The 21,551-nt window shown below is 61.5% G+C and carries 18 protein-coding genes; 13 read left to right on the forward strand and 5 right to left on the reverse strand.

The window, feature by feature from the left end:
• Positions 1–173 precede the first annotated feature (173 nt).
• From VIL88_RS17160 to VIL88_RS17180, 5 genes are all read left to right on the forward strand, one after another.
• Positions 174–1,832, forward strand: coding sequence for a Na/Pi cotransporter family protein (locus VIL88_RS17160; protein WP_331990835.1), 1,659 nt, complete (start codon positions 174–176; stop codon positions 1,830–1,832).
• 188 nt (positions 1,833–2,020) lie between these two features.
• Entirely contained in the window at positions 2,021–2,851 is an 831-nt protein-coding gene (locus VIL88_RS17165; protein ID WP_414650160.1) for a WecB/TagA/CpsF family glycosyltransferase, read from the forward strand.
• A 6-nt stretch (positions 2,852–2,857) separates the two neighbouring features.
• Positions 2,858–4,009, forward strand: a complete 1,152-nt coding sequence (locus VIL88_RS17170) for a GNAT family N-acetyltransferase (protein ID WP_331990836.1) — start codon at positions 2,858–2,860, stop codon at positions 4,007–4,009.
• A gap of 8 nt (positions 4,010–4,017) precedes the next feature.
• Positions 4,018–5,358, forward strand: coding sequence for a hypothetical protein (locus VIL88_RS17175; RefSeq protein ID WP_331990837.1), 1,341 nt, complete (start codon positions 4,018–4,020; stop codon positions 5,356–5,358).
• 7 nt (positions 5,359–5,365) lie between these two features.
• Complete coding sequence (locus VIL88_RS17180) at positions 5,366–6,814, forward strand: glucosamine inositolphosphorylceramide transferase family protein (RefSeq protein WP_331990838.1); 1,449 nt, start codon at positions 5,366–5,368, stop codon at positions 6,812–6,814.
• Positions 6,815–6,858: 44 nt separating this feature from the next.
• Here VIL88_RS17180 and VIL88_RS17185 read toward each other — a convergent pair whose 3' ends face one another.
• Positions 6,859–7,953: a glycosyltransferase family 4 protein gene (locus VIL88_RS17185; RefSeq protein WP_331990839.1), complete on the reverse strand. Its 1,095-nt coding sequence runs from the start codon at positions 7,951–7,953 to the stop codon at positions 6,859–6,861.
• A 201-nt stretch (positions 7,954–8,154) separates the two neighbouring features.
• Between VIL88_RS17185 and VIL88_RS17190 the strand changes: the two genes are divergently transcribed.
• The 8 genes from VIL88_RS17190 (at position 8,155) to VIL88_RS17225 (ending at position 16,653) form a co-directional block, all read left to right on the forward strand.
• A complete protein-coding gene (locus tag VIL88_RS17190) occupies positions 8,155–9,621 on the forward strand; it encodes a GumC family protein (protein ID WP_331990840.1) in 1,467 nt (488 codons plus the stop codon).
• Between the two features lie 191 nt (positions 9,622–9,812).
• Positions 9,813–10,760 (forward strand): glycoside hydrolase family 5 protein, encoded by a 948-nt coding sequence (locus VIL88_RS17195; RefSeq protein WP_331990841.1) that lies wholly within the window; start codon positions 9,813–9,815, stop codon positions 10,758–10,760.
• Positions 10,757–12,292: a hypothetical protein gene (locus VIL88_RS17200; protein ID WP_331990842.1), complete on the forward strand. Its 1,536-nt coding sequence runs from the start codon at positions 10,757–10,759 to the stop codon at positions 12,290–12,292. The genes VIL88_RS17195 and VIL88_RS17200 overlap by 4 nt, the downstream gene beginning before the upstream one ends.
• 120 nt (positions 12,293–12,412) lie before the next feature.
• Positions 12,413–12,700 carry a hypothetical protein gene (locus tag VIL88_RS17205; RefSeq protein WP_331990843.1) on the forward strand — a complete coding sequence of 96 codons (288 nt, stop codon included), beginning with the start codon at positions 12,413–12,415 and terminating at the stop codon, positions 12,698–12,700.
• A 219-nt stretch (positions 12,701–12,919) separates the two neighbouring features.
• A complete protein-coding gene (locus VIL88_RS17210; protein WP_331990844.1) occupies positions 12,920–13,621 on the forward strand; it encodes a hypothetical protein in 702 nt (233 codons plus the stop codon).
• Positions 13,622–13,747: 126 nt separating this feature from the next.
• Positions 13,748–14,977, forward strand: coding sequence for a polysaccharide biosynthesis/export family protein (locus tag VIL88_RS17215; protein ID WP_331990845.1), 1,230 nt, complete (start codon positions 13,748–13,750; stop codon positions 14,975–14,977).
• A complete protein-coding gene (locus VIL88_RS17220) occupies positions 14,974–15,747 on the forward strand; it encodes a family 16 glycosylhydrolase (protein WP_331990846.1) in 774 nt (257 codons plus the stop codon). The genes VIL88_RS17215 and VIL88_RS17220 overlap by 4 nt, the downstream gene beginning before the upstream one ends.
• A 12-nt stretch (positions 15,748–15,759) precedes the next feature.
• Positions 15,760–16,653: a polysaccharide pyruvyl transferase family protein gene (locus VIL88_RS17225; protein ID WP_331990847.1), complete on the forward strand. Its 894-nt coding sequence runs from the start codon at positions 15,760–15,762 to the stop codon at positions 16,651–16,653.
• Here VIL88_RS17225 and VIL88_RS17230 read toward each other — a convergent pair.
• The 4 genes from VIL88_RS17230 to VIL88_RS17245 are packed head-to-tail and all read right to left on the reverse strand — an operon-like array spanning position 16,650 to position 21,544.
• On the reverse strand, positions 16,650–18,128 hold the full coding sequence (locus VIL88_RS17230) for a lipopolysaccharide biosynthesis protein (RefSeq protein ID WP_331990848.1): 1,479 nt from the start codon (positions 18,126–18,128) through the stop codon (positions 16,650–16,652). The genes VIL88_RS17225 and VIL88_RS17230 overlap by 4 nt on opposite strands.
• The gene (locus VIL88_RS17235; protein ID WP_331990849.1) at positions 18,125–19,126 is read right to left on the reverse strand and encodes a glycosyltransferase family 2 protein; all 1,002 of its coding nucleotides are present in this window, start codon (positions 19,124–19,126) and stop codon (positions 18,125–18,127) included. The genes VIL88_RS17230 and VIL88_RS17235 overlap by 4 nt, the downstream gene beginning before the upstream one ends.
• Positions 19,077–20,354 carry an O-antigen ligase family protein gene (locus tag VIL88_RS17240; protein ID WP_331990850.1) on the reverse strand — a complete coding sequence of 426 codons (1,278 nt, stop codon included), beginning with the start codon at positions 20,352–20,354 and terminating at the stop codon, positions 19,077–19,079. Before VIL88_RS17240 ends, VIL88_RS17235 begins: the two co-directional genes overlap by 50 nt.
• Complete coding sequence (locus VIL88_RS17245; protein ID WP_331990851.1) at positions 20,351–21,544, reverse strand: glycosyltransferase family 2 protein; 1,194 nt, start codon at positions 21,542–21,544, stop codon at positions 20,351–20,353. The genes VIL88_RS17240 and VIL88_RS17245 overlap by 4 nt, the downstream gene beginning before the upstream one ends.
• Between the last annotated feature and the right edge of the window lie 7 nt (positions 21,545–21,551).

A 21,551-nucleotide genomic window follows, 5' to 3' on the forward strand; every position in this document is an offset into this window, starting at 1 on the left:
AGTGGTAGCAGCCAGCGTTCCCGTTGCAAGCGAAATGTTCAAGTGAACATCATGGGTGGGGAAATGAGCATCGACCGAGCGCCTAACATGTGAGGATTGCGTCGTTCGATTTCATATGAACATCATAGGAGGCTGGTCCGCCAACAGTCGGCGCAGCTGGGCGAGGAGGCCTGATGTATTTCATCGCTGTACACCTGGTGGCTGCCATCGTGCTGCTGCTGTGGGCAGTGCGCATGGTGCGCACCGCGGTGGAGCGCGCCTATTCTGTCCAGCTCAAGCGCCTGCTCGCCCATGCCAATCGCAGCCGCATTGGCGCGGCCGCCGCGGGAACGGCCATGGCCGTGGCGCTGCAAAGCTCGACCGCCGTTGCCGCCCTTGCCTCGAGCTTTGCATCGGGCGGCTTGATGGAAGGGCGCACCGGCCTGGCGCTTATGTTGGGCGCCTATCTGGGCTCGGCGCTTGTTGCGAGCCTTCTTTCGTTTGACCTGAGCCTCCTCACGCCGCCGCTGATCATTGCGGGTGGCGCGCTGTTCCTCAAAGGACAGAGCCGGCAGACCAAGCAATTGGGCCGCATGGTGCTGGGCATTGCCTTCGTCCTCTTGTCCCTGGAGATGGTGGGCGAGGCCACCGCCCCCTGGCGGGAGAGCGACGTCCTGGGTGCGGTGATCACCTACCTGCGCGGCGATCTGTGGACCGGATTCCTGGTCGCCGCCCTTGTGACCTGGATGTCCTATTCGTCGGTCGCGAGCGTTCTGGTCATCATCACCTTTGGAGCGGCGGGGCTAATCCCCTTCGCAGTGGCCGCCGCCTTTGTGCTCGGCGCCAACCTCGGCGGCACCCTGATCGCCTGGAGCATGACGCGCGGCGGCGACATCCGGGCCGCCCGCATCGCCATGGGCGCCCTGCTGTTTCGCGGCGGTGCTGCGGTGCTCTGCCTGCTGCTGTTCCAGATCTCGCAAGCGCATCTCTTCGACCTGCCCGGCACGGTGGGCATGCAGGCGAGCGTGTTGCACATCGCCTTCAACCTGGCAGTTCTGCTGGTCGGCCTGCCGCTAACGGGTCCGGTGGCCCGGCTGATGGACAAGCATGTGACCGCCGCAACCGCCGAGGGTGATCTCAACGTGGCGCGGCTGCGCAGCACGGCCTTGTTATCCACGAGCTATCGCAACACCGATGCCGCCCTGGCCAGCGCCACGCGGGAACTCCTGCGCATGAGCGAAATGGTCGAGGTGATGCTGCAGCCGGTGATGGAAATCTTCCAGAGCGGTGACAAGCCAGCCATCCGGCGCATCAAGACGCTGGAGACCGAAGTTGACCAAGCCAATCGCGAGATCAAGCTGTTCCTGACCCGTCTCGACTGGACCGCGATGGATCCGGCGCAGGCGCGCCGGGCAACCAATCTGACCAACTTCGCCATCAGCCTCGAGCAGGCCGGCGACATTATCGCCAAGCAGCTGCTGAAGCTGGCGGAGCAGAAGGCCGAGCGCCGCCTCGCCTTTTCCGAGCAGGGCTGGGACGAGTTGACCACCCTGCACGCGCGGGTGCTCGAGAACATGCAGCTGGCGCTCAATGTCCTTGTTTCCGAGGACACCGAGTCAGCGCGTCAGCTGGTGGCGGAGAAGGACGAGATCGGCATCCTCGAGCGGCAAAGCATGGAGCAGCATTTCGGCCGGATGCGCGGTGGCAACCCTACCAGCATCGAATCGAGCGACCTTCATCTCGAAACCGTTCACGCCCTACGGCGCATCAATTCTCTCCTCACCAGCATCGCTTACTCCATCCTCAGCGACAACGGCGAACTCCTGCGCTCACGACTGGTGCAGTCGGGCTAGGACGAGCGTACGGCTAAGGTCCTGAGTTCAGGTGGCGTTCACCCCCGTGGCGGCGTTTCACGCCCTCCAACGCTCGCAGCCGTTCTCAACGCAATGCGCGAAATACGTCAAATTTTATGCTTAACCAAAGGTAAAGGTTCGCGTTTCACGGCGTGCGCGAGTGGTCCATGGTGCCGGTCCATTGAACCATGGACGCCATGTTGTCTTACACTAAAAATAAGCAAGCCGAAGCGACGTCCGCGCCAAGGGATACTCTGCCCGTCTTTGCAAAAGCGCCAGGCATTGTCTTGGGCGGCTTGCCGATTGCGGTGGTGACGCGAGCGGAAGCGGCGCGCCAGATGATCGATGCCAGCCGGAGCAAGCTGCGCGGTATTCGTCCGATTTACCTGACATCGGGCAATGGCGAAGTCATTGCCCGGGCTGCCGCAGACGAGCGGATCGCCCAACTTTTTCGGTCAGCCGATCAGATCGTGGCCGATGGCCAGCCCATGGTGCTGGCCTCGCGATTGCTATGCCGGCAGCCGCTGCCGGAGCGCGTGGCGACCACTGACCTCTTCCATGATGTCGCTCGGCTGGCAGTGCGAAGCGGCCATAGTTTCTATTTCCTGGGAGCGACGCCAGACGAAAATCAGAAGGCGGTCGAGCAAGTGCGGGAGGCATATCCCGGTCTGCGGATTGCAGGACGTAGTCATGGGTTCCTGTCTGGCGCGGAGTTGGATGCGAAACTCGCCGAGATCAACAACTTGGCGCCGGACATTCTATGGCTGGCGCTTGGTGTGCCGCGGGAACAGGAATTCGTTGCCGAGCATGGGACCAAACTAGGAAAGGTTGGAGTTATCAAGACCTCTGGAGGTCTCTTCAACTTTCTCTCCGGGTCCAAGCGGCGGGCTCCCCTTTGGGTACAGCGCACAGGGCTCGAATGGGCCTTCCGCATATGGCTTGAGCCGAAGCGACTATTCTGGCGCTACCTCACGACCAATCCTTTATCCGCATATCTGCTTCTGACCAGGTCTGAGTAATTCGCCGTGAGAACTGAGCTACTCAACCATATCGAGCCTCGGAAGGTCGGTGAACAGCCCACCTACTCGGCCTTCCGCATTGGCTCCCCGCTCGATCTCGCCCTGACAGAACTGCAGCCAACAAGCGCTTTCCAGGCGCCGGTTTTTATAAGTGCACTCCTCGAAACTATTGCCCGTTCTCAAGGGGCCGAACCGGTGCTTATCGGTGTGAAGGCAGAATGCGGAGCGCTCGTTGCAATCCTTCCTTTCGTGTTGGTGAAGCGCCTGGGGGTGCGGGTCATCGAGGCTTTGGACTTCCACGTGGTGGACTATTTTGCTCCCACGCTCGCCCCTGCCCACCCGTTCGATCCGGACGCCTTGTGGGCCGCCGTTCGTGCCGCTCTGCCGACAGCAGACGCTATAACGCTCAAGAAAGTGCCGCAGCGGCTTTACGGACGTCCGCATGCGCTGACAGGTGCGAGTTGGTTGAAGCCAATGGGAGCTGCAGCCTTCACCACTGAATTAGGTGCCGAAGTACAGGCAAAGCGGTTTTCCTGCAGCCGTGACGTCCGCCGCAAGTCTCGCAAACTCGAAAGTCACGGCAAACTGAGCTTCCACGTTGTGAACGACCAAGATGGACGGGCAAAGCTGCTCGACACAATGTTCCAGTTTCGCGAGAGAAGGTTCCTTGAGATGGGTCGACGGGATCCGTTGGCGAACCTTGCCTATCGAGATTTCTACACAGAGCTGGCGCTTGCCCAAAATTCGATTGTTCGAATGTTTGCCCTTTGCGTCGATACAGAGGTCATTGCGGCCATCTATGGCATCTATGATCGGGAGATACTGACCCTCCTGATCTCCACGATGTCCTCTGATCCCAAATGGATGGTCGGCTCGCCCGGTCTGGTTGCATTCTATCGAACGATGGAATGGGCTTCATCCCAAGGCTATCAGCTGCTCGATCTCAGCGTCGGATCGTCGGGATACAAGGAGCGTTTCGATACCGACCGTGTAGAGCTTTTTGAGTATCAGACTGCCCTTACTTTCCGAGGCGTTCCCGTCGTGGTGGACGCTACCTTGCGCCGCTGGTTCCGCCTTTTTATCCATGCCAACCCAAGGGCTGGCAACCTGCTTCGCAGGCTGACAGAGGTCCGGTCTATGATGGCTTTAGCCCGATGACCTTACCCTTGATCGGACGTCTCCCCAATTCCGAGGTGCTGAGGAGCATCGCTGGTTCTATTGTGCTCAAGGCCGGGACGGTGACGGCAAACTTCGCCCTTATCGCCTTGCTTGGCGCAACGCTCGACGCCCATGATTTTGGCGCCTTCTCGATGGTGTTCAGCGCTGCCGGGCTCTTTGCTATTGTCGCGGTTGTGGGACAGCAAGTTCTGCTCATGCGGAGGTGGAGCGAACTGTCGGCTTCCAACGATCTGCCCCGGTTGAGAGCGAGCTTAGAGTTCAGCAGCAAGGTAGTTGCCTGTGGCCTGCTGATCGTCAGCGGGAGCTTCCTATTGGTCGCCCTGTTCTTTCTGAAGCCGCTGGAAGCGGTGGCGGCGACCTTCTTCCTGGCCTCGCTGTCACTCACCAATGTCACTTCACATCTGATCCGGTCCTCCTCAGGCATATTTGTAGCGGATGCAACGGTGGTCCTGGCGGGGATGGTGCCACCGATAGTCGCCCTTATCATCGGTCATGTTCTCCGACACCCGATTGGAATGGACTTGGTCCTGATGCTGATGGCCGCCGGCGGCATTGGCGCAGCTTCATGGCACCTGTTGCTGTTCCGCCAGACGCTGAAGAAGCTGCATCCGACCCTCTTCTCGGTGGAGCCGAGCCGGGATAGCGGCGAACTTGTTCCAAGTACCGTTCGGCTTTGGGCTTCCCAGTCGCTCGAAGTATGCAACCAGTACCTGGACGTCCTTATCGTGGGCGTGATGCTGGATCCTGCAAGCGCCGGTGGCTACTTTGTAATCACTCGCCTGGCCAACATGTTCTCAACCCTGTCGACGGCGATCTACCTCAGCACCACCCGCCATCTTCCGGATCTGTTCTTCGGAAAGAAGCAGAGCCAGATGGAAAGGCTGCTGGATACCACCGCTGTGGTGGTTGTACTTGCCGTGGGCATAGGCCTGCTCGGACTTGTTGCGGCAGGTGGATACCTGCTCCAGCTTTTCGGCGTGGACCAGCAGGAATGGCTCGTCAACCTTCTTGTGCTGAGCGCCAGTACCGCCTTCGTGTCAGCGATGGGTCCAGCGCCCATCCTGCTCAACCTGGCCGGCCACGAACAACGTTACTTGAACACTCTTGCAGTCGGAGTTGTCATTCGGCTTGTCGGCTTCGCGCTCCTTGTGGCTAATTTTGGCGTATCCGGAGCTGTGACAGCAGTGATGCTGTCCTCGCTTTGGCTGGGCTTCCGGCTGCGCTGGCAGGCTATGGCACTAACCGGACTTGACGTAAGTGTCATGCGCCTCGGTGGGCTCGTCCATCTGCCGGGATGGAAATCACCTGCCGCATCGGCCGGAGAGTAGAGCTGACATGGCGATCATCGATTTGATCCTGCCGATGGGCCAGACCCGCACTTGGCACGAATCGCTGAGAAGCGCTTTGTGCGCGGAGGGGCACCAGGTGCAGATTGTTCATGGTCACGTCGGAAGAGCGCCTCTCGGCCTTGATGCCGTTCTTCTTGCTGAGAAGAAGGCGTTTCGGAAAGCGGACGCCTGGCTGTCAGACTTCAAGCCAATGCCCGTCACCGAAGGCCGCAATCCGAGCGAACTCAGCATTGCTCTGGCACCAGGACAGAATTCATCAACGACGCTGAGCTTTGGAGCCGGGGAGAACGCCGACCCGCTGCCCAATTGGGCCACCGAGATTGCCTTCGGCATCCTGCCGACAATCGAGATATTCCGTAGCGGTGGACGCATTGCCCATGCCGACCCAATGGTGGACAATCGCGTAATCATGGCGCGAGGCCTTGATGATGTCCTGGCGCGGGCCGTCACCCTCATGACCAAGACGGTGCAGTCCGTTCTTGCCGGTGCAGCCGGTCGCTCAACGCCGAAAGGCAAAGCTGGTCAAGGTCCGTTCCTGGCAGGTTACCTGTCGCAGAACTTACCGCGCCTAGGGCGCGAACTGTTGCGCCGCCGACGGTTTCAGCAAGCGCACTGGCGGGTGGGCTTTCGCTTTACCGAGGGGCTTGGCGTCGCTGAAACAGCAACCCTGGCTGGTTCCCCATGGCACGTGCTACCCGACGATGCGGCGCGCTTTTATGCAGATCCATTCCCGTTCACCTGGGAGGGAAGGCACTACATGTTCGTCGAGGACTATGTTCATGCTCTCGGCAAGGCGGTGATCTCCGTAAGCCATATCGATGCAAGAGGCGAGCCCTCCGTGCCGGTGCCGATCGTGGAGGAGCCGCACCACCTTTCCTACCCGCAAGTCTTTTCCCGCGATGGCCAGATCTGGATGCTGCCGGAAGCCAGTGCTGGGCGGGAACTGGTGCTCTATCGCTGCACCGAGTTTCCCTGGCGCTGGGAGCGCTACGCCGTCCTCGCTCAAGGGCCATCCCTTTCAGATGCGACCTTGCTAGATCACGACGGCTGTCTTTGGCTCTTTGCCACCGACAACAGCCTGGGAGGCAGTTCGTCGGACACAATGGTGGTATTTCGCGCGGACGCGCTGACCGGCCCTTGGAGGCCCCATCCACAAAATCCGATAACCATCGACAGGGCAGCGGCCCGGCCGGGTGGCGCCATTGTCCGCTCCGGCAGCAAGCTAATCCTTCCCCTGCAGAACGGAACATTAGGATACGGCGGCGGTTTGGGGATGGCCGAGATCATGCGCCTGACGCCGGAAGAGGTGGTTGTCGGGGTACCCCGCCCGGTGGAAACCAAAGGCTATTGGCCCTATCCTCAGATACACACCCTCAATCGCTTTGGCTCACTTGAAGTAATCGACGGCATTGCAGCAGTCCCACGCCCTCGCTAGCCAGGCAACGGGGCTGCCGGCCGGGCGCTTGCAGTATGTTTCACTTAGGAAAGAAGCGCAGCGTAGCCGTCGCACATAGTGGCGGGCGCGTATCTTACGGCCAGTTGCTTGCCTGCCGCGGAAAGCTCCTGAGCGCCTTCGGGGTTGCTGCGAAGCGTTTCGATGGCGGCTGCGATATCTCTGCCGTTCTCGGTTTGCACAAAAACCGCGGCAGGGGTTCCGTCGGGAGCCGTAAGCACTTCGCGGAGAACCGGTATGTCGCTGGCGATCACGGGCATTCCCAGGATCGCTGCCTCTGCACCCGCCAGACCAAAGGTCTCGAAGCGGGTGGGGAAAACAAAAACGTCTCCGGCAGCCAGAAAGTGATGGATTTCGGCAGGCGGAACCTCGCCCACCATATGGAGGCGGTTGGCCGCGCCGAGTTCGGACGCAAGATCCTTTAGGGGCTGGGCGTCAGGGCCAATGCCCGCCAAGGCAACGTGCAGATCGGGAACAAGTGCAAGGGCCGCCACCAGGGCGCGCTGGTTCTTGTCACGAGTAATCCGGCCGGTTGAGATCGCCAGAAATACGTCATCGGGCAGTCCAAAACGTCGGCGCGTAGCGGCCTGATCCAGGCGCGCGGCTGGTGGCGTGACGCCATGGTCGATGCGGCGCAAGCGCCGACGGTAGCTAGGCACGTGATTGCCAAATTGCTTCTCGGTCCAGGAGGAGTTCACAACGCTATGGTGATAAAGTCCCAGTGCGCCATAGAGGTGATCGATCCGCGACATCAGCCCCAAGAGGCCTTGCTTTTGCGGCTCACCACTTTGGTTGGCGATGATGTGCCGCGCACCGGCCAAGCGTGCGCCCAAGGTGCCGAATGCCACCCCGTGATACTGATAGGCTATGACCGCATCTGGTCGTTCACGGCGGATGTATCGGAGCAAACCAGCGACAGAACGGAACAAGTCTGCCATTCCCTCGGGCGGCTGGCCGAGGATGAAGTGGGCATAAGGATCCCCGTCATAGACATCGGTCTTGCGATACATAAAGACCGTGCGCACCTCATGGCCCTTGGCGCGCAGACCAGCGCCGACCATGTCGGAAACCCGCTGAGCACCTGCGGCTTCCGCCTGAGTCTGAACTTGAATGATCTTCAAAAACAAACCCTGTTGAAAGACCGCATGTGGATTTATGGCAGTCAGTGAAGCGCTACAAACGACATTTGAGTAAAGGTTTCAGCAGTAAGGTTAACGGATGGTGAACGTTGGCGCGGTCATGTGGTCAGCTATAACCGGAAGGAAAGCGAGGTCCGTGTAACGATGAGCCAGCCCAGTACCACCCAACAAGAAGCACCTCTATTGCTCTTTGACATCAGAGGAATGTTTGAGGTGCTGTGGAGGCGGCGCGTCCTTATTTTATCGACTACTCTGGCCTGTGTTGCGCTGGCGCTGCTATACATAGTCACGACTGTACCAAGCTTCACAGCAACAGCCGTCCTGCTCGTCGATCCGCGTGAAGCACAAACCACCGAAGCAAGCAGCGTTCTACCAGGTATCGGCAGCGATAGTGCCGCCATCTCGAGCCAAGTGGCAGTGATCCAGTCGCGCGAGGTACTTGAAAAGGTATTCCTTGCAGAGAAGCTGGACCAGGATCCTGAGTTCTCCCAGTCGGGCTCCATTCCATCGCTCATTGGAATGATCACCGGCGGCTCCAAGCCGCCCACGGCAGCTATGATGTTTGACAGTTTCGCGTCGCGCCTGAGCGTTGAGCGCGAAGGCTTGACCTACATCATAAATGTCTCCTTCCGCTCATCTGATCCGAGCAAGGCAGCCCGGATCGCCAACGCCGTCGTCGATGAATATACGAGCCGCCAGAAGGTCGAGAAGGCCACGGCTAACGCTGAGGTCACCGATCTGCTGACCAGTCGCATCTCGGGATTGCAAGCTGCGGTGAGCCTCGCAGAGCGCGCTGTCGAGGACTACAAGATCAAGAACAATCTTTTCGACAGCGGTAGCGGGAGTACGCAGACCCAAGCTCGCATCGATCAGGTCAACAGCCAGTTGGTTGTTGCGCAAGATATCGAGCGGCAAGCCAACACAGCCTATGAACAGGCTCTAGCAGTCGGCCTTAGTCCCGCCGGCGTGGATCGACTTGCGCAAATTTTGTCTTCACCTTCCGCTGAAAGCTTACGCGCGGAGTACAATGCCCGCCTAAACGCCCTTGCGAGCGCCCAGGCAACACTCGGAGCGCGGCATCCAACGATCGTGAGCCTGGCAGCCGAGGTTGAGCGGACCGAACGATCACTGATTGCAGAGGCGCAGCGTATCACAAACGAACTCAAAGCGCGTGCAGAAGCCGCGGCTGGCAACGTCGCAAAACTCGAAGCGGACCTTGAGCAACTCAGATCAACCTCGAACCTGGCCAATTTGGGTGCGGTAGAGTTGAGGCAGCTCCAGAGAGATGCAGAGGCCAAGCGTGCCGTCCTCGACCAGTTCTTGATGCGCAGTCAGGAAACCGGACAGCTTGAAAGCATGCAACTGAGCAACGCGCGATCGATCAGTCCTGCTCATCCGCCTGCACAGGCCACATGGCCACGTCCCAGTCTGTTACTTTTGCTGGCTACGATCACCGGGTTCTCAGTGGGGTGCGCCTTGGCTCTTGTCCCAAGGGCAGGGAAGAATGAGGAGATAGACGTTCCGTACAGCAAAGCGGAGGCAATACGAGAGGACATTCGCCACCGTAGCCCCGTCTATGCGGGCTCGACCGTCTCCGGCAGCGCTAGCGTGTCCACGCGGCGTCCCGGTCGCTATGCTCAACTGAGGTAGACGTGGACCGGTCGCCACCCAACTGGTCTAGAAGAGCCGCGATTGGTTTGATCGGCGTGGCAGCCTTTGCCGTCCCTACGCGGTTTGGTTGGTCCAAGTCTACTACGTCCAGTCAGTTGGAGTTCCTATCGCGGTCAGTCAACGTACCGGAATGGGCTGTTGCCGACGGCGGCCTGGGTCCGAGTGCGGAAGTGCTCGAGACGCTTGCCGCCTTGGGTTTCCGCTCTGTTCGGCTGCCTGTAAACAGTGACAACTGGGCGGGAGACAATGCTGTTCGGCGGCGCGCTGCAGGAGCACTTCAGGACGCATTGGAGCAGCTGGGCAAGGCCGGTCTCGGGGCCACAGTAGATTTTCATCTGGGTAGCGGACTTTACAAGGCGCTTGTAAACTCTCCGGGTGAGGGAAGCCGGCTCGTCCGAGCCGCCTGGACCAAATTGGCGCCGGTACTTCGTGACACGTCGGCCGACCAGGTCTTCCCAGAACTTTTGAACGAGCCGCCACTCGCTCAGGAGCACTGGCTGCCCCTGCGCCAGGAACTTATCGACATCGTTCGACGGAGCTGTCCGGATCATGCCGTGATATGGGGGGCAAGCTCCTATCAGAGCATCGGGGAAACATTGGGTTGTCCGGTGCCAAAGGATGCCAACAGCATAGTTGGGGTTCACTATTACACTCCGCTCGCGTTCACTCATCAATGTGCAGAATGGGACGATTCCGGCTTTGCGCTGTTGCACGATCTGCCATTTCCGGCCAGCTCGAAGTCACAATCCGTCAAAGCGTTGCGCGAAGAGCTCCTAAGCAAAGGAGATCAGGCCGCACTTGATATCCTTGACCATGAAATCGAGACGCCCTGGACCGAGCAGCGGATCGAGAATGACTTCGCCGTTTTAGCTGAATGGTCGTCAGCACATGGTGTCTCCGTGGTGATAAATGAGTTCGGCGTTTACAGCGCGTGCGTGCCGCCCAAGAGCCGCATCACCTGGACGGCTGCCGTACGACGGGCGGCAGAACGGCACGGGTTCGGTTGGAGCTTTTGGGAGCTGGATCATGGTTTCGGCCTCATGGGCGATCGAGCCGACTACCGAACATTTGACGTCGATCTCGTTGCGGCTCTTGTCGGCGAGGAACTTGCCTCATGAAAAGCACCACATCGCCCGCGTTACCGCAGTCGTACAGGGTGGAGGCGGGGGCGCTCAGCCTAGTGTATCTACTGGCAGGCGTGGCGCTGACCACGCTTGCTGTATCGTCCTTCATCGCCTCCATGCCCTTCGGCTTGGTCGCAACGTTCCTGTTGACCCTAGGGCTTGTAGTTCTTCATCCTGCGAGCGCCCTCACTATCATCCTTACTTCGTTCGCGCTGCAGAACGTAATCATTGCGACGTATTCCGGGCTCGTCAGCAACGACGAGGTTTTTGACTCGCTTCGCGGCGCCAACTTCGCGATTTTGATGACGCTGTATGGCGCGTTCATCCTTGCCAGCTTCCGCCGCACGGCGATGACATCGCACATCCGGGTGTGGCTCCTGCTCAGCTTTGCCGTTCTTGGGGTCGTGTGCTTCTACACAGCTTTGGGCGCCGTATCAGGGCTGCCTCGGGACGCGATCGTCTACTTCCGCAACACCATTTCACCGCTGGCGTGCTTCCATGTGGCATTGGTGGCGACCAGCCTCTACAAAATCGACCTCAGAAGACCGCTGACTTGGCTAACTATCCTGCTCATCAGCTACGGGTATCTTGAACTCTTTTTTGCCTTTGATTTTCTCGGGCTGTTTGGGGGCGATCTCTATATCGAACGCGCAATGCGCCGCCAATTCGACACCGGTGTTTGGGAAAAGGCGCTGCAGCAAACTGGGTATGTTTACCTGGGACTGCACGATGCAATGACCGCCAACTTTTTCAACACGCCATACCTGGCAGGCCTGCTTCCGAAGGTGTTCCGGATTGGTGGACCCAATTTCCATCCAATCAGCTTTGCTTACCTGCTTTCCATCACGTCGACCTACTTCGTGCTGCGCAATAAGTGGGGGCTGCCTCTGCTGGCGTTTCCTTTGATGCTCATCATTGGTTCAAAGGGCGCGATGATCCTTTTCCTTCTAGCACTATGCGTTCAGATCGGCTTGGGGGTCTTTCCCGCAAGGATAGTGTTGGTGTTGCTGATGATGGCCGCATTCAGCTGGATTGGTCTAGCCATCGCAATCGGTTATCCGGGAGGAGACTACCATGTCTTGGGCTTTGTCTCCGGTCTGCGCGAGTTCGCCAGTAACCCGTTCGGCCATGGCATTGGCTTGGGCGGCAATCTATCCAGTACAACGGAGCACGTTGACTTCGATGTGGCCCAAGCCGAAGGATTCACCTCTGTTCCAATTGAGAGCGCCGTCGGGGTGATGCTCTACCAAATGGGAATTGGTTCATTTGTGTTCTTTGGGTTCCTTTTTGTTCTTGCCTGTACCTGTTGGCGCCTATTCCGCACCATGCATAATCGCGGGTTCCTCTTTGGCTGCGTCGGCATCATTGTCATCAGTGCCAATGCAGTTCTACAGGAGGAGGCATTTTATTCTCCACTCGCGCTAGGACTATGTCTTCTGATCACTGGACACACGCTTGGGGCTCACCTTCGAGAACAGCTTCAGCCAAACCGGGTAGATGCAAAGCCCTATGTCGAGAAGGGATGAACCCGCCGGCAGCATGGCTGCCATGAGGGCCGGAAGCTGACAGGCCGTGTCAGCGCGGCGTCATTTTGCGGTCTCTATGGTGCGTCGGCCAAACGTTTCGGCGAACGACAGGAGACCACCATGAAGAAGATCTACGCGCTGACACTTAGCGCCGCCCTCCTCGCAAGCTCCGCCGCTTATGCTGACCCCAAGGGCGAAGGCAGTTCCGGACACGAGCCGCAGGGCAACGGGCACAAGGAATATGTGCTCAAGGATGGCACCACGCACAGCAATCCGGGCGAGATGTTCCAGCATCTGCGGGAGCGGGACAATGGTCTTGCCGCCGGCAATCCAAAGGACATCGTCAACGCCTATCCCGACGAATTCGACACTGTCGGCGACCTGATCGAGCAGAAGCGGGACGAATAAGGTTCGCTCCTGCGGCACCTTCGCTTCAACCTCCAGCGTCGTCGGGGACCTCTGTCTCCGGCGATATCAGCGCGCGTGGCAGCCATGCTCTGGCCGGATTCCGTTGTCACAGGCGCTCCGTACAATTGCGTGGATTCCGTTTATGATTCGCTTCCGATCCTCGCGTACCTGCCAAGGGGGCGCTCCCGCCCAACCGGCCCCAGTTGTGAGTGAGTGAGCTTGGTCCAGAACCGCTATACGTTGGCCGAATACGTGGGCAATCCACAGGACTGGCGGTACACCTGGGAGATCAGGGACGATGTGACCCTTAGCTCCACCTGCGATTTCTGCAGCCGTACGCTGCAGCGGGTGACCTATGAGGTGTTCCGCGAAGGGCGCACCGCCTGGATCTGCGAGAGCTGCGTCGCCCGCTATAATATCGGCGGTGAGATCGACGGGGAGGTACTCGGGCCCAAGACGGCGCGTGGCTATGCCCATGGCCTCACGGCGCGCCTCAAGCAGCAGACCTGCCACGACCTGATCCGGCGCGTCCAGACGGCGCTGCCCGAGGCGGAGCTGGGAGAGGTTGTTGTTTATTTCGACCGTAACCTGCAGCTGTCGCCACAAGGCGCCGCGCGGCTATTTGCAGCCATGGTGCAGATTGGCGAGGAAACCAGCGCCGGCGTCTTCGAGGTACAGACTAGGAGCAAGGCACATCAGCAGGAGTTCGGCGCCCTGACCGATGCCGAACGCCGCCTCGTCTGGATCGCCCTTTCGCCGCAACAGCGGCGGCGCCTTGCCTCGCTGGGCTTTGCGCCCGAGGGCACCGTGATCCGCCGCAGCACCGGCCGCCGGGCCTCGCTCAGCGAAGCAGAGTTGGCCGCCCCACGCATAGCAGTCCTGAGCGAGGTGGCAGCTCTTGATCGCGCGGAAAAAGAATAGCTAAAACAAGAGATTAATCTTTTTGGGTGTTTGGCGAGGCGGGAAGGTTTAGCCACCCTTGCCCCATTGCGGGCGTGATCGATCTCAACAATCCTTGAGATCACGATCAGCCACAAGGATGGGGCCATGAATGCAACCCCGCGACACATCGGGACCATAGTTCGTCATGCCGCGGGCCTAGCTCTCGCCCTGCTTTGGCTCGGCGCCGCACAGGCCGCTTCCTCCTATACGCTGGGTGTGTCCGACAAGCTCGCCATAAGGGTGGTGCAGTGGAAGGCAGCCGATTCGAGCTTCCAGGAATGGACGGCTCTGGGCGGTGAATATGTCGTGGGCGCCGATGGCAGCGTCAACTTCCCGATGGTCGGGCCGACCGAAAGTGTCGGCAAGACCACGGCCGAACTGGCCGGTGCGCTTGGCGAGTCGCTGAAGCAGGCGCTGGGATTGAGCACCGCGCCGACGGTGACAGTGGAAGTCGCGGCCTATGGTCCGATCTATGTTTCGGGCGATGTCGGTACGCCCGGCGAATATCCCTTTGCGCCAAACCTGACGGTCGTGAAGGCGCTGGCACTGGCGGGCGGCGAACGGCGTAGTGTTGAAGCGGTTTCACGCCCGGAGCGGGAAATGCTGACCACATCCGGCGCCCTGACCGTGCTCGAGGAAGAATATCGCCGCCTTCTGGTGCGCCGCGCCCGGCTCGATGCAGAGCTGGCGAGGGCGGCCGAGATCACCGTTCCCCCAGAGCTAGAAGGAGCCGAGGACCTCGACGCCCTGCTGGCGGCCGAAATGCAGATTCTTGAGGCGCAGCGGCGCCAGGCGGAGGCGCAGTCCAAATCGCTTGCCGATCAGGTCTCCCTCCTGAACAGCCAGATTGCCGCCTTCGCCCAGAAAGAGGCGGGCAGCGAGACGCAGCTGGCCAGCGCGCGCGAACAGCTCGAAAAGATCACCTCGCTTTCCGATGACGGGCTGGCGCTCGCTTCTCGGGTGACCTCGCTGCAGACCAATGTTTCAGACCTCGAGGCGCGCCTGCTCGATACGCAGACGGCGACGCTCCAGGCGCAGCAGGACATTGCCGCAGCCGAACGCGAACAGGCACGGCTGACCGACCAGCGCATCTCGGATCTGTCGCTCGAACGGCAGACCGTGGACGGGCAGATCGCGGCCCTCCGGATCAAGATCGGCACGCAGCAGGCGCTGGTCCAGGAAGCGGCCCTCTCCACCGGCGCAGTTATCCCCGCCCAGGAGGGCCCCAGCTATAGCTATTCCATCATCCGCGACGGCGAGGAAATCGCCGCGGACCTTCACACCCCCCTTGTCGCCGGCGATGTGGTGGTGGCCCGACTGGAGTTAGCCCAATGACCTTCAAGCCCTTTCTCTTCGCCCTTGGCGCCACGCTGCTGGCCCAGCCGGTAATTGCGCAGGAGGCCGCATTTTTCGAAAGCTTTGACAGGCTCGACCAGGAGCGCTGGTACGTGTCCGACGGCTGGAGCAACGGTGCCCACCAGAACTGCACCTGGTCGGCGGACCAGGCGACGGTCAGTGGCGGCGCGCTCCGCATAGGCTTTGCACCCGGGCCCAAAGGCGACAGGCAATACCGGTGCGGCGAGATCCAGACGCGCAAGGCCTATGGCTATGGCACCTTCGAGGCACGGCTCAAGACACCTGCCGTATCGGGGCTCAATGCCGCCTTCTTCAGCTATATCGGTCCGCAGCAGGGCAAGCCGCATGACGAGATCGATTTCGAAATCCTGTTGCGCGACACCGGCCATGTCGACACCACCACCTGGGTCAATGGCGTGAGCGGCGATGGCGAGATGGGCGCGGGGCAGTCGCATGCGCTTCCCCGGCCTTCCGATTCCGGCTTCACCACCTTTGCCTTTACCTGGGAGCCGGACCGGGTCCGCTACTTTATCGACGGCCAGCTGGTCCGCACCATCGACAATCCCAAGATGGTGCCGCGCAATGCCCAGCGCATCTTCTTCAGCCTTTGGGGGTCCGACACCCTGACCGAATGGATGGGCGCCTTCGCGCCCGTCTCTGCGCCCATCGCCATGGAAGTGGACTGGGTCGCCTATACGCCGATGGGCACCGACTGTGCCTTCGAGCAATCCATCTTGTGCCAAGACTAACGAGGACTAATCATGAAGCTGGTGTTCTTTCGCGGCACGGTGCCCAATTTCGGCGACGAGCTGAACCTGCATGTCTGGCCGGCACTGCTGCCGCAGGGCTTTCTCGATGAGGACGAGAGCGAGCTTTTCGTCGGCATCGGCTCCATCATTGGCGATCACCTGCCGGCGAAGTCGCGCAAGTTCGTGATGGGTTCGGGCTATGCCGGCTATATGGGCCTGCCCGACGTGCATGACGGCACCTGGGACATCCGCTTCGTGCGGGGGCCGAACACGGCCAAGACGCTCAAGATCGACCCGGCGCTCTCGATCTGCGACAGCGCGATCCTGCTCCGGAACATGGATCTTCCGGCACCGGACGAAAGCGTCGGCATCGCGTTCATGCCGCATTACGAAAGCCTTGAGCGCGGCAACTGGGCCGCGGCCTGCCGCAAGGCCGGCATGACGCTGATCGACGCCACGGACCCGGTGGAGAAGGTCTTGAGCCAGCTGCGCGGTGCGCGGCTGCTGATCACCGAAGCCATGCATGGCGCCATCGTCGCCGACGCCCTGCGCACGCCCTGGATCGGGGCCAAGCCGATCTATGGCGGTCATCACAAGAAGTGGCTCGACTGGGCGGGTGCGCTCGATCTCGACGTGCGGCTGAATACGCTCAAGCCCAGCAGCGTTCTTGAATTCTATATCGAAAAGACCGGGCGCGGCGGCGCGCTTGGCAAGGTAGGGCGCTTCAACAAGTCGCCCCTGGCCGCCATTCCCAACCGCGTGCTGACCGACATGGCCGCACAGCATCTGCTGAGCATGGCAAAGCTCGAGCCGCAGCTTAGCCGCGATGCCATGATCGAGCAGGTGACCGAGCGGGCGCAGACGGCGGTTGACGATTTCGTCCGCAGCCGAGTGGCTGTCGCCTAGGACCGGCGGCGGCGGACGAAGCTCAGGAGGGTTTCGAGCCGCCGCCTGCCCAGTATCAAGACTATGGCGCCGTAGCCCAAGGCTGCGGCGCTTATTGTTGCGCCCAGCCGGGTGACGACGTCGGTGTCGGCTAGTTGCTGTTGTGCCCACCAGCCGCAAGCCCACATGACCATGGTCGCGGCCACAGGCAGGGCGAAAGAGGCCAGATAGGTCCAGACAGAAACGCCGAGCAGTTTGACCACCATGCGCAGGGTCGGCAGCCAGAGGAGGCAGTTGAGGATGACCAGCGAGGTGGTCAGCGCCACGACGCCCCAGCTGGAAAACAGGAAGATGTAGAACACCGTCGCGACCTGCTTGCCGAGGATATAGTAGAACCAGATATCGGCCTGGCCTTGGCTGCGGATCAGCGACGACTGGAGAATGCCCACGGCGGTCAGGAGTCCCAGGACGCAGAAGGCCTGCACCACCGGTACGGCTGAAATCCAGCTTTCCCCGAAGGCGAAGGGGATGAAGTCGGGTGCGATCAGCGCCAGCCCGGCAAAGACCGGAAAGGCCACCACGGACGAGGCGAAAGTGCCCAGCATATAGGCTGAACGGAGCTTTTCCGGTTCGCGCTGCATCGACGAAAGCAGGGAATAGGAAACAAGGTTCAGCGCGCCCGAGATCAGGTCGGTCAGGATCTGGAAGATGCGGCGCGAGAAGCTGTAGATGCCCAGCCATTGCGGGCCCATCAGCGCGCCGATCAGCAACTGATCGAGGTTGAGCGTGGTGATGAAATGGCTGCCGTTGGAAAAGAGGCCATAGGCTTGGAGGTCGCGCAGGGCAGATCGGTCGAACTGCCAGCCCGGCAGCCAGCGCGCACCGATCAGGGCGCCGATACAGGCGGCGATCGACCCCGCGAGCTGCGAAAAGGCGAGGGCCCAGAGGCCGAACCCGGCCCAGAGGAGCCCGAGGCAGACCAGCGCCGTCACCACGGAGGCGATGGTGGTGCGCAGGGCCAGCATCTTGAACGACATGGTGCGCACGATGAGCGCATTGGGTACGGCGGCTGCCATTTCGAAGATGACGCGGGCGGCCACCAGCGGGATCAGCAGCACCAGCTGCGGCTGGGCAAAGGCGCTGGCGAGGAAGGGCCCTGCGCTGCACAGCAGACCGTAGATGACGAGCGCCGCGCCGACGCAGAGCCAGAAGACGGTATCGAGATGCGCCGGTGTGATCTTTTCACGCTGGATCAGCGCCTCGCGAAAGCCTGCCGGAGCGACGGCGACGCCGATGCTCGCGATGCTGACGGCAAAAGCCACGATGCCGAACTCGGCGGGGGTCAGGACGCGCGAGGTCGCCAGGAACACCAGGAACCCAAGGGCACCGGGCACGAAGCTGCTGACCAGCGACCACAGCGTGCCCTTGATGGCCGCGGTTGCACGCCCCTTAGTCAGGTGGTCGCGGGGTGCGTGGCTTTCCGTAGCAATGGTCATGCGCGCTGCATCAACCCCGCCTGGCGGGAAGCGACGAAGCGGTCGAACTCTGGGGTCAGGCGACCAAGGGTGCGGATCAGCATGCCGCGTGCCGTAAGGCGCAGCTTGTCGGCCGGCGAGACATGACCTTCGAGCACTTCGGCGATCAGCGCCTTGCCGACATGAGTGGCGCGCACGTCAACGGGCGCGGCAAAGCGCGGATTGGTCATGAAGGCAGCGCGCTGCTGGACGCTGCTCTGGTTCCAGACCATCTGGCGCAGCGCTTGGACCGCCCGCTTTAGGTCGAGCTCGCGCCGCAGGTAGCCGGCGGAGAGCTCCGCATTGCGGGTGGTCTGCTCGCCGTTCTCGGCCCAAATCGCCAGCGGCTCCATCGAGACGTAGATGGGCTCGACGATGGAATAGGTGCGCAGATATTCCTGGAGCGTGGCGGTGCATTCATACTGGATCTCCAGCTGCGATCGCGCCCTGACGGACCAGAACAGGCCGCCATTGGAGACGCCGATCCCGGCCAGCATGGCCAGGCGGAACTCGTCGGCGTCAAAGCGTCCTTCGGTGAAGAGGTCGTCAAGCACACCGATGGTGCCGACGCTGGCGGCGGCGGTACCGCTGGCATGTTCGATCAGCTGGTTGCGCAACACGATCTCGACGCCTTCGCGCTTGGTGAGGGCGATATTGGCCTCGCAGAAGCTGGGCATCAGGAAGTTGTCGTCTTCCACGACGCAGAAATATTCGGCGCCATGGGGATTATCGGCGGTGAAGCAGTGGTCGATGTTGCGCGAGGCAAAGAGCTGCGGCTTGTTGGCCGTGTAGTGAATGCGCGGGTCGTTCAGTTCCGCAACCACGTGTCGGCCTGCCTCGGATGGGTCGTCATCGAAGACGTCGCAGACCCAGGTGGTCACGGTCTGGGCGATCATCGACTCGAGGGCGCGGCGCAGCGCCTCCGGCCGCTTATAGGTGGGGGTGCGGAAGTGAACGAGGTTGGGCTGGTACGGCGACATGGCTCAGAACTCCTCGGAAGGGACGCGGCCGGCGGGCGGCCGAAGCAGGACCGCGCAGGGCGATGAGCCCGGCGGCGGCATAGATGAGCGTGGCAACGCCCATGATGGAGCGAATGGAGAATTCGAAGAACACCTCGACCTCGATGAAGCTGCGCATGATCATCAGGGTCTGAAGGCCCAGCAGCAGTGCATTGGGCGCGGTGGGCCGGGCGAAGGTATAGGCCGCCATCAGGATGAAGCCGCCATAGATGATGGCGATCTGCAGCAGGAGGCCGATGAGGCCGATCTCGACAGCGTTGGAAATATAGGTGTTGTGGAAATTAAAGCCCGCGCCGGACGGCACGCCGAACATGGCCCAGAGCTCCTCGGCGGGGGCGAAGCCGACCACCCAGAAGGAGCGGTAGCCCAGGCCCTGCAGGGGACGTTCGGCGATAAAGGAGAGGCCGGTGGCCCAGAGGTCAGTGCGACCTGTCAAGCTGGCATCCTTGCCTGAGCCCTCGAGGATTCCTGCAAGGAGCGTATCGCCGGCCGTGGCCACGACGAGGGCAAAAGCTGCGGCAAGCAGCGCCAGCATGGCCAGGACGAACAGCCGCTGCATGCTGCTCAGCCGCGCGGACAGGATGCTGAGGAGGACAATGCCGATGCAGGGCACCACCATGAGGCTCGCCCCAGCGGACTGCGCCAACACCAGCAGGGGCGGGGAAATGGCGGCACCAGCCAGCCCTAGGAGACGCAGCACCCAATGCGACTTGCCGTCTGCCGCTACGGCAACGGAGAGAAGGGCGAAGACCGCGATATGAGCGGCGACGGCGTTCTTGCTGCCGAAGGCGCCCACCCAGGCGCCGCCCATGCCGGTGCGGCCAAACAGGAGGCTGGCAATGACGCCGATGCCGTAGACGACGAACATGAGGCGCATCAGCGAGGCGGTGGAGATACGTCCGGTGATGACAATGGCCACCATCAGCGTGAAGGCGAGTTGCAGGCCGTAGCGGAGCGAATTGGCTGGGTAGAGCGACCACAGCGCCGTGAGCATGCAATAGGCGGGCAGAAGCAGGACGAACCACCAGCGGCGGAGGCTATCGATGCTGGCCGGAATGTTGGAAACGATCAGCAGCGCGCCGCAAGCCATGAAGGTCAGCGCGGCGAGCGAGCCGAACATGGCGTTGAGCACAAGAGCGGCAAAGGCGCCAAAGATCAGGATGTGGGCCTGGTTGAGGGTGATGGTCATAGGGCGGCGCCCTGTTCCTCAAGCTGCACCTCGGGAATGAAGCCAGCGGCATAGCGGCCGGCCGCATCGAGCGGAATGCAGCGGGCCCGCGCATGCGCCGCCAGCGTCTGCCAGAGGAGGTTGCCGCGCGGCGCGGACCAGTCTTCCTGGTCGACCGGGACATAGTCGGGGACCACATGGTCGGCTCCGGCCGTGCCCTTGCGGCCAAGCCGCAGGGTCTGCGCCACCGGGCCGTGCGGCTCGGGCGCCTGGCGGCGCGAACGCCCTTCGGCAAAGGAGCGCCAAAGTCGCAGGAGGTGGCCCGGATCGCGCACAAGATGGCTAACGGCGGCACCTGCCTTCCGGCGCTTGATGCTGGCGACCAGCTGCTCATAGGCAAGGCCGGAGGTCAGCACTTTCCGGCGCCTAGCAAAGGCGGCGGCGAGTTCCGCAGGGATCGGCGCAAGCGTTGCCACCAGTGCATCCTGGCGCGCGACCATTGCTTCCATGTCTGGGACCGAGAGCCGGTGCGAAATGGATTGGGCGTGGCGCCGGTAGAGGTAGAAAGGCTCGGGCAGCACGACCATCCGGGCGCCGCGCAGGAGAAGGCGCAGGACGAAGTCGTAGTCTTCACCGATGCGCAGGGTCTCGTCATAGCGGGTGTCGCGGACGAGGTCGGCACGGATCAGGGGCTTGAGATAGCCGAGCGCCGGCGTTCCATCAAGGCCGGCCAGCACCCAGTCGCGGGGTGAAACGGTGAAGCTGCCGCGCCCTTGCCTGCCCAGCATCAGGCGGGGCGGGCTCTGGTCTTCGTGGAACAGCAGGAGGTCATCGGCGACGATGTCGCCCTGGCGCTGGCCGGCAAGGGCGAGCAGCCGCTCGAACCGTTCGGGATGGATGATGTCATCGGAATCCACAATGGCGACCCACTCACCTCGGGACGCGTCGAGGGCCTGGTTGCGGCAATGGGCGGGGCCGCGGTTCAGCGGATTGGCAAGGAGGCGGATGCGTGGGTCGTCGGTCATCAGGGCGCGCACATGGGCCAGGCTATCGTCGCCGGACGCATCGTCGCTGACGATGACTTCGAGGTCACCCATGCTCTGCCCGAGCACCGAGCGGAGCGCCGGCACGATCTTGTCGCCGGCCTGGTAGTTGGCCATCAGCACCGAAAGGCGCGGCGTGCCCGACCTAAGCGGGTGAAGTGGCTGCATGACCATG

The sequence above is a fragment of the Devosia sp. genome, from assembly GCF_036563435.1.
Taxonomy (GTDB): domain Bacteria; phylum Pseudomonadota; class Alphaproteobacteria; order Rhizobiales; family Devosiaceae; genus Devosia.

What these genes read in the sequence shown, in the direction of transcription:
- VIL88_RS17180 (WP_331990838.1), top strand. Translation starts at nt 5,366, where the DNA reads ATGGCGATCATCGATTTGATCCTGCCGATGGGCCAGACCCGCACTTGG.
- VIL88_RS17245 (WP_331990851.1), bottom strand. Translation starts at nt 21,544, where the DNA reads ATGCAGCCACTTCACCCGCTTAGGTCGGGCACGCCGCGCCTTTCGGTG.
- VIL88_RS17235 (WP_331990849.1), bottom strand. Translation starts at nt 19,126, where the DNA reads ATGTCGCCGTACCAGCCCAACCTCGTTCACTTCCGCACCCCCACCTAT.
- VIL88_RS17160 (WP_331990835.1), top strand. Translation starts at nt 174, where the DNA reads ATGTATTTCATCGCTGTACACCTGGTGGCTGCCATCGTGCTGCTGCTG.
- VIL88_RS17205 (WP_331990843.1), top strand. Translation starts at nt 12,413, where the DNA reads ATGAAGAAGATCTACGCGCTGACACTTAGCGCCGCCCTCCTCGCAAGC.
- VIL88_RS17165 (WP_414650160.1), top strand. Translation starts at nt 2,021, where the DNA reads ATGGACGCCATGTTGTCTTACACTAAAAATAAGCAAGCCGAAGCGACG.
- VIL88_RS17200 (WP_331990842.1), top strand. Translation starts at nt 10,757, where the DNA reads ATGAAAAGCACCACATCGCCCGCGTTACCGCAGTCGTACAGGGTGGAG.
- VIL88_RS17230 (WP_331990848.1), bottom strand. Translation starts at nt 18,128, where the DNA reads ATGACCATTGCTACGGAAAGCCACGCACCCCGCGACCACCTGACTAAG.
- VIL88_RS17215 (WP_331990845.1), top strand. Translation starts at nt 13,748, where the DNA reads ATGAATGCAACCCCGCGACACATCGGGACCATAGTTCGTCATGCCGCG.
- VIL88_RS17225 (WP_331990847.1), top strand. Translation starts at nt 15,760, where the DNA reads ATGAAGCTGGTGTTCTTTCGCGGCACGGTGCCCAATTTCGGCGACGAG.
- VIL88_RS17220 (WP_331990846.1), top strand. Translation starts at nt 14,974, where the DNA reads ATGACCTTCAAGCCCTTTCTCTTCGCCCTTGGCGCCACGCTGCTGGCC.
- VIL88_RS17240 (WP_331990850.1), bottom strand. Translation starts at nt 20,354, where the DNA reads ATGACCATCACCCTCAACCAGGCCCACATCCTGATCTTTGGCGCCTTT.